This window comes from Enterobacter sp. RHBSTW-01064 (genome assembly GCF_014103035.1).
Taxonomy (GTDB): Bacteria; Pseudomonadota; Gammaproteobacteria; order Enterobacterales; family Enterobacteriaceae; genus Enterobacter; species Enterobacter mori.
In genome coordinates this window covers 151,048-163,888 of record NZ_JABXOU010000008.1, presented here as the reverse complement: position 1 = coordinate 163,888, position 12,841 = coordinate 151,048, and the positions used below count along the sequence as shown (strand labels likewise).

The window sequence follows — 12,841 nt, the reverse complement described above, 5'->3', positions numbered from 1 at the left end:
GAAATTTAAGCTGGATCACATATTGCCCCTCACCCCGGCCCTCTCCCCATAGGGGCGAGGGGGAAAAGATGGCTCGGTGCAGTTCCCTCTCCCCTTTGGGGAGAGGGTTAGGGTGAGGGGTAAGGGTTACTCTACCAGCATCTTCACCACAACCTTACGCACCTGCGCCGGCGCTCCCACCGCGCACAGCGGCTTATGCACTTCGCCCGGCCAGAACACCACAAAATCCCCTTCGCTCAGCACCACGGTTTTCTCCTGCTCGCCTTCCGGCAGAAACGCGATGTCTTTGTCCGCCAGCCAGTCGGTGTCCGGCGTGCCGTGCGGCAGGGTGCTGAAGGTCATCCCTTCCTGGCCCTTCATAATTATCTGGATGTCCAGATAGCGCGCGTGGTACTCGGCGCGGCGCTCGGCGAACGGTTGGGTCATGTCTTCCGAGACCAGATAAAACAGGCTGTTGCCGTTGATGTCGTGTTTTCCGAGCGGCGTGGCGTCAGTGACGTGAGTTTTGACGTGCTCAATGGCCTGACGCAGATCGTCAGGCAGCCAGGACTGCAGATGGTGGATGTTGCCAATAATCATGTTTCAACCCTCAATATAAAACAATGTTTCATTTTTATCTTTTATACGAGAATCCCGGCTGCCATACCAGCCCTTTTTGGAAGAGGTTTTCGCGAGCGCATGTTTATCGGGAATGGTGTTAATTTGCTGTTAACCCTGCCCAGGCATTTATGCAGGGGTTATGCATAACCTCGATCCGTGTTTATCGCACGGCTGTTCTAACCTCTTGATCATGCTCTCTAATTAACAAAACCCGTTGCCGCCTCACACTTTACTGTTTTGATAATTTGCTCTAAAAAACCATAATTATTTATTGATTTTTCTTAAGTCAAAAATAGTTAATTACGTTAATTGCATAGCCATTCTTATGCATAATATTTATTATTTAAAATCAGCAACATAACAAGATATTTCAAAAGATTAAAATCTACAAAATAATAACAACCTCAAATAATGCCACCGGATCCTGCTTAGCTATTCACCCCTCAATAATATGAAATTAATCATTATCTGATGCGAATCATGCAAATGAAAACAAACCCCTTAATATCCGGTTTCGCGTGAGCAATATCACAATACGGATTATTTAACTGCCTAGTATGAATCACGAAATCAATTGAGCTTAGCCGCCATGCAATTAAATACATCACATGGCGCATGCCCTTTTTATTCTGAAAAACAGTTAAAGGAATAATTATGGAAAAGCATTACGTCGGTTCTGAAATTGGTCAATTGCGTAGCGTTATGCTGCACCGCCCAAATTTAAGTCTTAAACGTTTAACCCCGTCAAACTGTCAGGAGCTGCTATTTGACGACGTGCTCTCGGTTGAACGGGCGGGTGAGGAGCATGACATTTTCGCAAACACGCTGCGCGAGCAGGGTGTGGAAGTCCTGCTGTTGACCGACCTTCTGACACAAACCCTTGATATTGCAGAGGCGAAGGCCTGGCTTCTGGATACGCAAATCTCCGACTACCGCCTCGGCCCCACCTTTGCAGGCGACGTCCGCGGCTGGCTGGCGGATATGCCGCACCGCGAACTGGCGCGCAGATTAAGCGGCGGATTAACCTACGGTGAAATTCCGGCAGCCATTAAAAATATGGTGGTCGATACCCACACGGCGAATGATTTTATTATGAAGCCGCTGCCGAACCATTTATTTACCCGCGATACCTCGTGCTGGATTTATAACGGCGTGTCCATTAACCCGATGGCGAAACCGGCCCGTCAGCGCGAAACGAATAACCTGCGAGCAATATATCGCTGGCACCCGGCGTTTGCCGACGGCGATTTTATTAAATATTTCGGCGACGAAAATATTAATTACGACCACGCCACCTTAGAAGGCGGCGACGTATTAGTGATTGGCCGCGGCGCGGTCCTGATCGGCATGTCCGAGCGCACGACGCCGCAGGGCGTGGAGTTTCTCGCCAACAGCCTGTTCAAACACCGCCAGGCAGAGCGCGTGATCGCCGTTGAATTGCCAAAACACCGCTCCTGCATGCACCTCGACACCGTTATGACCCACATCGACGTGGACACCTTCTCCGTCTACCCGGAAGTGGTGCGCAAAGACGCCCAGTGCTGGACGCTCACCCCGGACGGACGCGGCGGCCTGCTGCGCACCCAGGAAACCGACCTGCTGCACGCCATCGAGAAGGCCCTCGGCATTAGCCAGGTGCGCCTGATAACCACCGGCGGCGACGCCTTCGAAGCCGAACGCGAGCAGTGGAACGACGCCAACAACGTGCTAACCATCCGCCCCGGCGTAGTGATCGGCTACGAGCGCAACGTCTGGACCAACGAGAAGTACGACAAAGCGGGCATCACCGTGCTGCCCATCCCTGGCGACGAACTCGGACGCGGCCGCGGCGGCGCGCGCTGCATGAGCTGCCCACTGGAACGCGACGGAATTTAAAGGAGCCATCATGGAACGAAAACCCACTCTGGTTGTGGCGCTTGGCGGCAACGCGCTGCTCAAGCGCGGCGAGCCGCTGGAAGCGGAGATCCAGCGCCAGAACATCGAGCAGGCCGCCCGCACCATCGCCGGGCTGACGGAACAGTGGCGCGTGGTGCTGGTGCACGGCAACGGGCCGCAGGTCGGGCTGCTGGCGCTGCAGAACAGCGCCTACGACAAAGTGACGCCCTACCCGCTGGACGTTCTCGGTGCCGAAAGCCAGGGGATGATCGGCTACATGCTCCAGCAGGCGCTGAAAAACAATCTGCCCCAGCGCGAGGTCAGCGTCCTGCTCACGCAGGTGGAAGTGGACGCCGCCGACCCGGCGTTCAGCAACCCGACCAAGTACATCGGCCCGGTCTACAGCGAAGCCCAGGCTAAAGCGCTGGCCGCGGAAAAAGGCTGGGTGTTTAAGGCCGACGGCAGCTACTTCCGCCGCGTGGTGCCGTCGCCGCAGCCGAAGCGCATCGTTGAGAGCGACGCCATCACGGCGCTTATTCAGCGCGACCACCTGGTGATCTGCAACGGCGGCGGCGGCGTGCCGGTGGTGGAAAACGCCAACGGCTATCGCGGCATTGAGGCGGTGATCGACAAAGACCTCTCCGCCGCCCTGCTGGCGCGCCAGATTGAGGCCGACGCCCTGCTGATTTTGACCGATGCCGACGCGGTGTACCTCGACTGGGGCAAACCGACCCAGCGCCCGCTGGCGCAGGTGACGCCGGAGCTGCTCAGAGGCATGCAGTTCGACGCCGGATCGATGGGGCCGAAGGTCGCCGCCTGCCGCGAGTTTGTTGAGGCCTGCAATGGGATAGCCGGGATCGGCGCGCTGGCCGACGGCGCGGAGATCCTGGCGGGCGAGAAAGGCACGTTGATTCGTAACTAACCCCCCTCACCCTAACCCTCTCCCGGAGGGAGAGGGAATGTAAGCCCCCCTCTCCCCGTGGGAGAGGGCCGGGGTGAGGGCATCAGACAGCACAAATTTTAAAAAGGATTTACCCATGACCATCAACCTGAAAAACCGCAACTTCCTGAAACTGCTGGACTACACCCCGGCGGAGATCCAGTACCTGATCGACCTCGCCATCGAGCTGAAGGCCGCCAAAAAAGCCGGGCGCGAAAAGAAAACCCTGGTCGGAAAAAACATCGCCCTGATTTTTGAAAAAACCTCTACCCGCACCCGCTGCGCCTTTGAAGTGGGCGCATTCGACCAGGGCGCACAGGTCACCTATCTCGGCCCAAGCGGATCGCAGATTGGCCATAAAGAGTCAATGAAGGACACCGCCCGCGTATTAGGCCGCATGTATGACGGCATCGAATACCGCGGCTACGGCCAGGCCATCGTCGAAGAGCTGGGCGAGTATGCGGGCGTACCGGTGTGGAACGGTCTGACCGACGAGTTCCACCCAACGCAGATCCTCGCCGACCTGATGACCATGCTGGAGCACGCGCCGGGCAAAACCCTGCCGGAGCTGAGCTTTGCCTACCTCGGGGATGCGCGTAACAACATGGGCAACTCGCTGATGGTCGGGGCGGCCAAGATGGGAATGGACATCCGCCTCGTCGCGCCGAAATCCTTCTGGCCGGAAGCGGGTCTGGTTGAGCAGTGCCGCGCCATCGCCAAAGAGACGGGCGCGCGCATCACGCTGACCGACGACGTGGAAGAAGGCGTGCAGGGCACTGATTTCCTCTACACCGACGTGTGGGTCTCCATGGGCGAGCCGAAAGACGCCTGGGCCGAGCGCGTCAGCCTGATGAAGCCGTATCAGATTAACGCGCAGGTGATGAAAGCCACCGGCAACCCGAACGTCAAGTTTATGCACTGCCTGCCCGCGTTCCACAACGAGCACACCAAAGTGGGCCGCGAGATCGAGATGGCGTACGGCCTGAAGGGGCTGGAGGTGACGGAAGAGGTCTTCGAATCACCGAACTCCATCGTCTTCGACGAAGCAGAAAACCGCATGCACACCATTAAAGCGGTCATGGTGGCGACACTCGGCGACTAATCACCGCCCGGCGCGCCGCGGGGTGCGCCGGGTTCAGGAGAACATCATGGGCAAGTTCAAGTTTCCCTCCGCTTACACCATCCTCTTTTTTCTGATTGCCGTTGTAGCCGTGCTGACGTGGGTTGTACCGGCCGGGCAGTACCATATGGCAATGAACGAGGCGCTCGGCAAAGAAGTGCCGGTTGCCGGAACCTACGCGCACGTGGCGGCGCACCCGCAGGGGCTAGTTTCCGTCCTGATGGCGCCGATTGCCGGGCTGTACGATCCGGAGTCCGGCCAGGCCGGGGCAATCGACGTGGCGCTGTTTATCCTGATCATCGGGGGATTTCTCGGGATCGTCACCAAAACCGGGGCAATTGACGCCGGGATCGAGCGCGTCACCACCCGGCTTCGCGGCCGCGAGGAGTGGATGATCCCGATCCTGATGGCGCTGTTTGCCGCAGGCGGCACCATTTACGGCATGGCCGAAGAGTCGCTGCCGTTCTACACCCTGCTGGTGCCGGTAATGCTGGCCGCGCGTTTCGATCCGGTTGTCGCCGCCTCCACCGTGCTGCTTGGCGCGGGGATCGGCACCCTCGGCTCCACCATCAACCCGTTTGCCACGGTGATCGCCGCCAACGCCGCCGGGATCCCCTTCACCAACGGTATCGCCCTGCGCGTGGCGCTGCTGGTCATCGGCTGGATCATCTGCGTGGCGTGGGTGATGCGTTACGCCCGTAAGGTGCGTCAGGATCCGTCGCTGTCGATCGTTGCCGACAAGCAGGAAGAGAACCGCGCCCATTTCCTCGGCGACAAGGGCGAACAGTCGCTGGAATTTACCCCGGTGCGCAAAATCATCCTGGTGATTTTTGCCCTCGCCTTCGCGGTGATGATATACGGCGTGGCGGTGCTGGGCTGGTGGATGGCGGAGATTTCGGCGGTGTTCCTCGCCAGCGCGATTATCGTCGGCCTGATTGCCCGCATGAGCGAAGAGGAGCTGACGTCGACGTTTATCAACGGCGCGCGAGATTTGCTGGGCGTCGCGCTGATTATCGGCATCGCGCGCGGTATCGTAGTCATCATGGATAAGGGCATGATTACCCACACCATTTTGCACAGCGCCGAGGGGATGGTTACCGGGTTGTCGACGGTGGCGTTCATCAACGTGATGTACTGGCTGGAAGTGGTGCTGTCGTTTCTTGTGCCTTCTTCGTCCGGCCTTGCCGTTCTGACGATGCCGATCATGGCACCCCTTGCCGATTTCGCTAACGTCAACCGCGACCTGGTGGTCACGGCTTACCAGTCGGCGTCCGGCATCGTTAACCTGGTCACTCCCACCTCAGCCGTCGTGATGGGCGGTCTGGCTATCGCCCGCGTGCCCTACGTGCGCTATCTAAAATGGGTGGCACCGCTGCTGGGGATATTAACGGTGGTGATTATGGTGGCGTTAAGCCTGGGTGCCATGTTGTGATTTGCCGGATGGCGCTGCGCTTATCCGGCCTACGGATCGGTGCGGTGCCACCGGTTATTTCGGGAACTGATATGGGAACTATGATGGATTACGAAGAGTACTCTCCCAAAGAGCAACTACAGCTAACGGTCTGCCAGCGTCTGATCGCGGAAAAGAGCTACCTTTCCCAGGAGGAGATCCGCCGGGATTTGCAGGAGCGTGGTTTTGAGACCATCAGCCAGTCCACCGTTTCACGTCTGCTCAAGTTGCTTGGTGTCATAAAAATTCGAAATGCCAAAGGTCTAAAAATTTATTCGCTGAATCCCCAGCTGCGCCCTGCCCCTGATGCCGCGCGCACCGTCTCCGAAATGGTGGTGAGCGTGGAGCACAATAGCGAATTTATCCTTATCCATACCGTTGCCGGATATGGCCGCGCGGTGGCGCGTATTCTGGATTATCACCAGTTACCGGAAATTTTAGGCGTGGTGGCCGGAAGCAGTATCGTCTGGGTCACCCCTCGCATCGTGAAGCGCACCGCGCTGGTGCATAAGCAAATTAATTATTTACTCAGAACGCATTAATATTCATAAAGAACCGTTTGCATTGAGTAAAGCGTGCATTAAATCGCTTGATCCGCAAAACGAGCTGCGTATAATGCCCGACAATTTGCCGGGAGGAAGCATGGTCAAGCGTGTACGACATATCGTCTTACCGCGTCTGAAATCAGACGCTGGCCTGCCGTTTTTCTTCCCGTTGCTAAACCTATTCCCAGAGCCCCTCATTTGAGGGGCTTTTTTTTGCCCGGCGTCAGGAGATAAACATGAATCCGCTTTATCAAAAACACATCATTTCCATAAACGACCTCAGCCGCGAAGAGCTGGAACTGGTTCTGGAAACCGCGGCAAAACTGAAGGCCAATCCGCAACCGGAGCTGCTGAAGCATAAGGTGATTGCGAGCTGCTTCTTCGAAGCCTCGACCCGCACGCGCCTCTCCTTTGAGACCTCCATGCACCGCCTGGGCGCGAGCGTGGTGGGCTTCTCAGACAGCAGCAACACGTCGCTGGGTAAAAAAGGCGAGACCCTGGCGGATACCATTTCAGTCATCAGCACCTACGTCGACGCGATTGTGATGCGCCACCCGCAGGAGGGCGCGGCGCGTCTGGCAACCGAGTTTTCCGGCGGCATTCCGGTACTGAACGCCGGTGACGGTGCCAACCAGCACCCGACGCAGACCCTGCTGGATCTGTTCACCATTCAGGAAACCCAGGGCACGCTCGAGAACCTGAACATCGCCATGGTCGGTGACCTGAAATATGGCCGCACCGTCCACTCCCTGACCCAGGCGCTGGCGAAATTTAATGGCAACCGCTTCTTCTTCATCGCGCCTGACGCGCTGGCGATGCCGCAGTACATTCTCGACATGCTGGACGAGAAAGGCATTCAGTGGAGCCTGCACGCCAGCATAGAAGAAGTGATGGGCAACGTGGATATTCTCTACATGACCCGCGTGCAGAAAGAGCGTCTGGATCCGTCCGAATACGCCAACGTGAAGGCGCAGTTCGTACTGCGCGCCAGCGACCTCGAGGGCGCGCGCGACAACATGAAGGTGCTGCACCCGCTGCCGCGCATCGATGAGATCACCACAGACGTGGACAAAACGCCGCACGCCTGGTACTTCCAGCAGGCCGGAAACGGCATCTTCGCCCGCCAGGCGTTACTGGCACTGGTTCTGAATCGCGAATTGGCACTGTAAGGGGAAACGACAATGACACACGATAACAAACTCCAGGTTGAAGCCATCAAGCGTGGCACCGTGATTGACCACATCCCTGCGCAGGTGGGCTTTAAGCTGCTGACGCTGTTCAAACTGACCGAAACCGACCAGCGCATCACCATCGGCCTGAACCTGCCGTCAGGCGAGATGGGCCGCAAGGACCTGATCAAAATCGAGAACACCTTCCTGACCGACGAGCAGGTCAACCAGCTGTCGCTTTACGCGCCGGACGCCACCGTTAACCGCATCGACGAGTATGAAGTGGTCGGCAAATCCCGCCCGAGCCTGCCGGATCGCATCGAAAGCGTGCTGGTCTGCCCGAACAGCAACTGCATCAGCCACGCTGAGCCGGTTTCCTCCAGCTTTGCAGTGAAAAAACGCGCCGATGACATCGCGCTCAAATGCAAATACTGCGAAAAAGAGTTTTCTCATTATGTGGTGCTGGCCAACTAATTGAGGTTGGTAAAGGATCCCGGCCTCCCTATAATGGCCGGGACTCTTAAATCAGCTGTTATTCTGGAGAAATCATGACCAAAGTACTCGCGACGGAAAATGCACCAGCGGCTATCGGCCCATACGTTCAGGGCGTTGATCTGGGCAGCATGATCATCACTTCGGGCCAGATCCCGGTGAACCCAAAAACCGGTGAAGTACCGGCCGACGTCGCGGCTCAGGCGCGTCAGTCGCTGGAAAACGTGCAGGCGATCGTGGAATCCGCTGGCCTGAAAGTGGGCGATATCGTGAAAACCACCGTTTTCGTGAAAGATCTGAACGACTTCGCCACCGTTAACGCCACGTATGAAGCTTTCTTCACCGAGCACAACGCCACCTTCCCGGCGCGCTCCTGCGTGGAAGTGGCCCGTCTGCCAAAAGACGTGAAAATTGAAATCGAAGCGATTGCCGTACGTCGCTAATTGATCTCAATAATTCATGGGCGGCTTCGGCCGTCCTTTTTTTTGGCTATTTTTCCTCTCACCGCAGCATGACGTCCCCCGCCTGCCATTAATAACATTGCGCTGCATATTTATTATTAATGGACTAACAATGAAACTTTCGAAAATAGCGTTGGCGGTGGCGACGATGGCCGTTGCGTCTTCCGCGTTGGCGCACGGTTATATTGAATCACCTGCCAGCCGCGCCTATATGTGTAAGCTCGGTCAAAATATTGATTGCGGTTCCGTACAGTATGAACCGCAGAGCGTGGAGAAAACCTCCGGCTTCCCGACGGGGGCGCTACCGCCGGACGGCCAGCTCGCCAACGCGGGGATCGCTAACTACTCCCAGCTGGATAAACAGAGTATGAATGCCTGGACGAAAACGCCGATGACCGCAGGCGCGCATGAATTCGTCTGGTATCACACCGCGCCGCACAAAACTACCAACTGGCGTTACTACATCACCAGGCAAAACTGGGATCCGAATAAGCCCCTGACCCGCGACCAGTTTGAATTAACCCCGTTCTGTACCGTGAATGGAAATGGCCAGGCGCCTGAGATGCGTAAAGCCATGACCTGTAATGTACCTGCACGTACGGGTTACCAGGTGATTTATGGCGTCTGGGAAATTGCGGATACCTCAAACAGTTTCTACCAGGCCATTGACGTTGATTTTGGGAACGGCGGCAACGTTTCGCCGGATGAAAACCCGGGCGTTGTTTCCGAATGGAGCAAAACCCTGAGCGGGCAGATTGCCGGTAATAACCTGAACGCGGGCGATAAGGTCATTGCCCGCTTCTTCGACGCTAACGGTGAAGTCACGGCCATGCGCACCGACATGACGATCGCCACCGCTGCCCAGGGTGATGCCAACCAGTGGTCTTACGATCTGGCGCAGAAAATTAACGCCGCGCACCATGACGTCCGCGTCGGCGTGAAGGATGAAGGCGGCGAAATTAGCCCGGTTCACGGCGCGAACAGCGTCTACGTGAAAGACGGCAGTACGCTGAAATCCGTTGCGATCTCCTATGAGGAGCAGAAAGCGGAGGTTAACGAGACGATTACCGTCTCTGGCCTGCAGTACAGCAAAATCGAACAGGGCAACGCCACCGTGACCTTCCATGTGAATACCCACGGTAACGTCGATTTCGAAGCCCACGTCATGAACCATCACGGTGCGGAAAAAGGGTATCTCAAGCAGGAGATGAACAACGCGAATCAGGACGTCACCATGACGCTGACCGGCGTTGAAGCGGGTCATCATATGCTCAAGTACTACGCCACCAACAAAGACGGCACGCTGTTTGCGCAGGATGTCCTGAACCTGATGCTGGAAGGCGAAGCGGCGGCGGACAGCACGGGTCAGCATGACTATATCTTCCCGGACAATATTGCGTCGTACAAAGCTGGCACCGTGGTGTTGCAGCCGAAAGACGGTAAGACCTACGAATGTAAGCCTTTCCCGTACAGCGGCTACTGCGTGCAGTGGAGCAAATACGCGACCCAGTATGAGCCGGGCACAGGTTCACACTGGAAAGAGGCGTGGGTTCTTAAGAACTGAGTTGCCTTCATGCCCGGCGGCACTGCGTTTGCCGGGCCTACACGTCACGTAGGCCCGGTAAGCGTAGCGCCACCGGGCGTTTTTACTACTGATTCCGCGTCGCTCTGAGCAACGTCTCCAGCGGATACACCGCCGCAATCACCACCTCGTCCTGCACCTTCGCCGCGTTATCCAGCTCGCTCTGAATCGACGCGATCTCTTTATCATCCAGCGTGCCCTGACGCGCCACAAGATCCGTCAGCCTCAGGCCAATCGAGGCCAGCTTATCCACCTCCTGAATCACCGGCTTCATCGCCTTCAGCTGATAGCTGTTTTCGCTTAGCGCCAGCGCGTCGCTGGTGTTGCTCTGCCAGCGGTTAAAGACGTGGCGCAGCGCGTCGGCGCTTTCCGTGTCTTCCGCATCGCTCACCAGACGATCGGCCCATTTGTTCATCTGGCGCACCGTGGCGCTTTCGGCGTTAAGCGCATCCGCGAAGCGGTTGAGCGGCTCGAACTGATGGTAGTTTCCGGCCTGGAACTTCAGGTGCTGACGGGTGTAATACTGCGCGGGTTCTACCGCCTGCGCGAGGATCTGCAGCGGCAGGGTATCGGCATTGTTTGCCAACCGCGTGAACTGCACCTGCTGCTGGGTATGCTGCTGCAGACCGACCGACACCGTCGACCAGCTGTCCATCGCCTGCAGGCGGGTGTACATGTTGTCGACGTCGTTGACGTCCTTCGCTGACCACAGCCGCTCTGCCACCGCAAAGGCGCGCGGCCACAGGCGGATATCCAGCACCGGTGCCACCACGTTTTCCGCCCACAGCGCCGCTTCGCCGCCAAGCAGGTTGGTCTGATTCGCTACATCCGGCACGACCGGCGGAATGCCTTTCGGCACCTCGTCCAGACGCTTGCCGCTAATCGGGTAGCGGGTGTTCCCCACCAGGAAATAGCCGCTCAGCTTATCGTTATCAACGGAGACCACCGGGCGCGTTTCGCCCATCCAGGTGTCGACGGTAAACGTGACCTGATTGTCGTCACGCCATTCAATATCCTGCACCGCGCGGCGAGATTTCCCGGCAAAATCAATAAATCCACGCCAGCCGGCATCCCCTTTCACCAGCGTGAAGCTCCCCTCAACCGGCTTGCCCTTCAGGCGCGGCATGGTGAAGGCCCAGCTCTGGACGCTGTCGGTGTCTGCAATCACATCCACGCCGTTTAAGCCCTGCGGCACGATTTCATTCCGGTAGTGGTAAGCGGTAGATTGCGGTTGGTCGAGATAGAAGCCCGTCGACAGAATGCCCTTGTAGCCGTTTTGCGCCACCTGCCCCAGCGCATCCTGCCCCTGCCAGGACTGGATCAGAATGCTTTTCGGCAGGTCGGGATGGTAGATCTCGTCCCACCCGACCATCTGCCGGTGGTGTTTCTCGAGGATCGTCTCCAGCTTGCGGTTGAAATACGCCTGCAGCGCGTGGCTGTCCGAGAGCTTGTTATCGCGCATGAATTTTTGGATCGCCGCATTATCTTTCCACTGGCTGTCGTCCACCTCATCGCCGCCGATATGCAGGTACGGATCGGGGAAGATCGCCGCCAGTTCGCTGACCATCGCGTCGGCGAAGGTGTAGGTTGCGTCTTTTGTCGGATCCAGCACCGGCTTCAGGACGCCCCAGTGGCGCTCCATTTCATAAGGCCGCGGGGCGCTCATCAGCTCCGGATAGGCCACGGCAATCGCCGAGGCGTGGCCCGGCATGTCGATTTCCGGCACTACGCGAATGCCGCGTTCGGTGGCGTAACGCACCACCTCGCGCATCTGCTCTGGCGTGTAGAACAGCCCGTCGCTGGCAAGCTGCGTCAGTTTAGGGTAACGCTTCGAGCTGAAGCGCCAGCCCTGATCGTCGGTTAAGTGCCAGTGCAGCACGTTAAGCTTGGCGGCGGCCATGCCGTCGATCTGGCGTTTGATATCCGGCAGCGGAATAAAGTGACGCGCCGAGTCCAGCAGCAGCCCGCGCCACGGGAAGCGCGGTGAATCTTCAATGGTGACCCACGGCAGCGAGGTGTTTTCCGCTCCGTTCTGCATCAGCTGGAGCAGGGTTTCCATGGCGCGCATGGCACCAAAGCGGGTATTGGCGGAGATAGTTACGCCGTTGGCGTCCACCGTGAGCGTATAGGTTTCATCGCTGTCCGGCAGCGGCTGCGGCTTCACCTTTTTAGCGATGGCAATGCGGATGGTCGGTTTGTCTGGCTTTTCAGCCTGCGGCTGCAGCGTCCAGCCGGTTTGCAGGGCAATGCGCTGGCGCAGGCGGCTGACGGCGTCACCGAGATCGTCGCCGCTGACGCTAACGGAAATTTTATCGTTAAGCACCAGCGCGCCCTGTGTCGTCGGGCGTTCGACCTTAGCAGGCCAGGGCATTAAAGGGAGATCGCCTCCCGGAGAGGCGAAGGCAGAGGTGCCGAGCATCAGCCCGGCGGTTAAGAGACTGTACCGTAACATGAATGTTCCTTATCTGACGGGCCAAATATACCCGTCATACTTCAAGTTGCCTGTGCGTTGGCTGCACTCGTTCACCCCGGTCACTTACTTATGTAAGCTCCCGGGGATTCACTCCTTTGCCGCCTTCATGCAACTCGAATTATTTAGGGTAGAAA

The 12,841-nt window shown here is 57.6% G+C and carries 12 protein-coding genes and 1 pseudogene; 10 read left to right on the top strand and 3 right to left on the bottom strand.

The window, feature by feature from the left end; genetic code table 11:
- Positions 1 to 126 precede the first annotated feature (126 nt).
- Positions 127 to 579, bottom strand: a complete 453-nt coding sequence (locus HV355_RS21005; RefSeq protein WP_182403274.1) for a YhcH/YjgK/YiaL family protein — start codon at positions 577 to 579, stop codon at positions 127 to 129.
- A 675-nt stretch (positions 580 to 1,254) separates the two neighbouring features.
- On the opposite strand from HV355_RS21005, the gene arcA reads away from it, so the two are divergent.
- From arcA to HV355_RS20980, 5 genes are all read left to right on the top strand, one after another.
- A complete protein-coding gene (arcA, locus tag HV355_RS21000) occupies positions 1,255 to 2,475 on the top strand; it encodes an arginine deiminase (protein ID WP_042717403.1) in 1,221 nt (406 codons plus the stop codon).
- 10 nt (positions 2,476 to 2,485) lie between these two features.
- Entirely contained in the window at positions 2,486 to 3,397 is a 912-nt protein-coding gene (arcC, locus tag HV355_RS20995) for a carbamate kinase (protein ID WP_039271906.1), read from the top strand.
- Positions 3,398 to 3,512: 115 nt separating this feature from the next.
- Positions 3,513 to 4,517, top strand: a complete 1,005-nt coding sequence (gene argF / locus HV355_RS20990) for an ornithine carbamoyltransferase (RefSeq protein ID WP_108417850.1) — start codon at positions 3,513 to 3,515, stop codon at positions 4,515 to 4,517.
- A gap of 46 nt (positions 4,518 to 4,563) precedes the next feature.
- Positions 4,564 to 5,967 (top strand): YfcC family protein, encoded by a 1,404-nt coding sequence (locus tag HV355_RS20985; RefSeq protein WP_148400905.1) that lies wholly within the window; start codon positions 4,564 to 4,566, stop codon positions 5,965 to 5,967.
- Positions 5,968 to 6,047: 80 nt separating this feature from the next.
- A complete protein-coding gene (locus HV355_RS20980) occupies positions 6,048 to 6,527 on the top strand; it encodes an ArgR family transcriptional regulator (protein WP_182403342.1) in 480 nt (159 codons plus the stop codon).
- On the opposite strand, the pseudogene HV355_RS20975 reads toward HV355_RS20980, so the two are convergent.
- Positions 6,524 to 6,648 (bottom strand): annotated as a pseudogene (locus tag HV355_RS20975) (hypothetical protein). The gene HV355_RS20980 and the pseudogene HV355_RS20975 overlap by 4 nt on opposite strands.
- On the opposite strand from HV355_RS20975, the gene HV355_RS20970 reads away from it, so the two are divergent.
- The 5 genes from HV355_RS20970 (at position 6,628) to gbpA (ending at position 10,216) form a co-directional block, all read left to right on the top strand.
- Positions 6,628 to 6,732 carry a pyrBI operon leader peptide gene (locus HV355_RS20970; RefSeq protein ID WP_071524139.1) on the top strand — a complete coding sequence of 35 codons (105 nt, stop codon included), beginning with the start codon at positions 6,628 to 6,630 and terminating at the stop codon, positions 6,730 to 6,732. The pseudogene HV355_RS20975 and the gene HV355_RS20970 sit on opposite strands and share 21 nt — an antisense overlap.
- Before the next feature lie 34 nt (positions 6,733 to 6,766).
- Entirely contained in the window at positions 6,767 to 7,699 is a 933-nt protein-coding gene (gene pyrB, locus HV355_RS20965) for an aspartate carbamoyltransferase (RefSeq protein WP_089599762.1), read from the top strand.
- A 12-nt stretch (positions 7,700 to 7,711) separates the two neighbouring features.
- The gene (gene pyrI / locus HV355_RS20960) at positions 7,712 to 8,173 is read left to right on the top strand and encodes an aspartate carbamoyltransferase regulatory subunit (protein WP_023310197.1); all 462 of its coding nucleotides are present in this window, start codon (positions 7,712 to 7,714) and stop codon (positions 8,171 to 8,173) included.
- Positions 8,174 to 8,247: 74 nt separating this feature from the next.
- A complete protein-coding gene (gene ridA / locus HV355_RS20955; protein WP_014882305.1) occupies positions 8,248 to 8,634 on the top strand; it encodes a 2-iminobutanoate/2-iminopropanoate deaminase in 387 nt (128 codons plus the stop codon).
- 130 nt (positions 8,635 to 8,764) lie between these two features.
- Positions 8,765 to 10,216: an N-acetylglucosamine-binding protein GbpA gene (gbpA, locus tag HV355_RS20950; protein WP_182403273.1), complete on the top strand. Its 1,452-nt coding sequence runs from the start codon at positions 8,765 to 8,767 to the stop codon at positions 10,214 to 10,216.
- Between the two features lie 85 nt (positions 10,217 to 10,301).
- Here the strand turns inward: gbpA and HV355_RS20945 are convergent, their stop codons facing one another.
- Positions 10,302 to 12,686, bottom strand: coding sequence for a family 20 glycosylhydrolase (locus HV355_RS20945; RefSeq protein WP_182403271.1), 2,385 nt, complete (start codon positions 12,684 to 12,686; stop codon positions 10,302 to 10,304).
- Positions 12,687 to 12,841 lie beyond the last annotated feature (155 nt).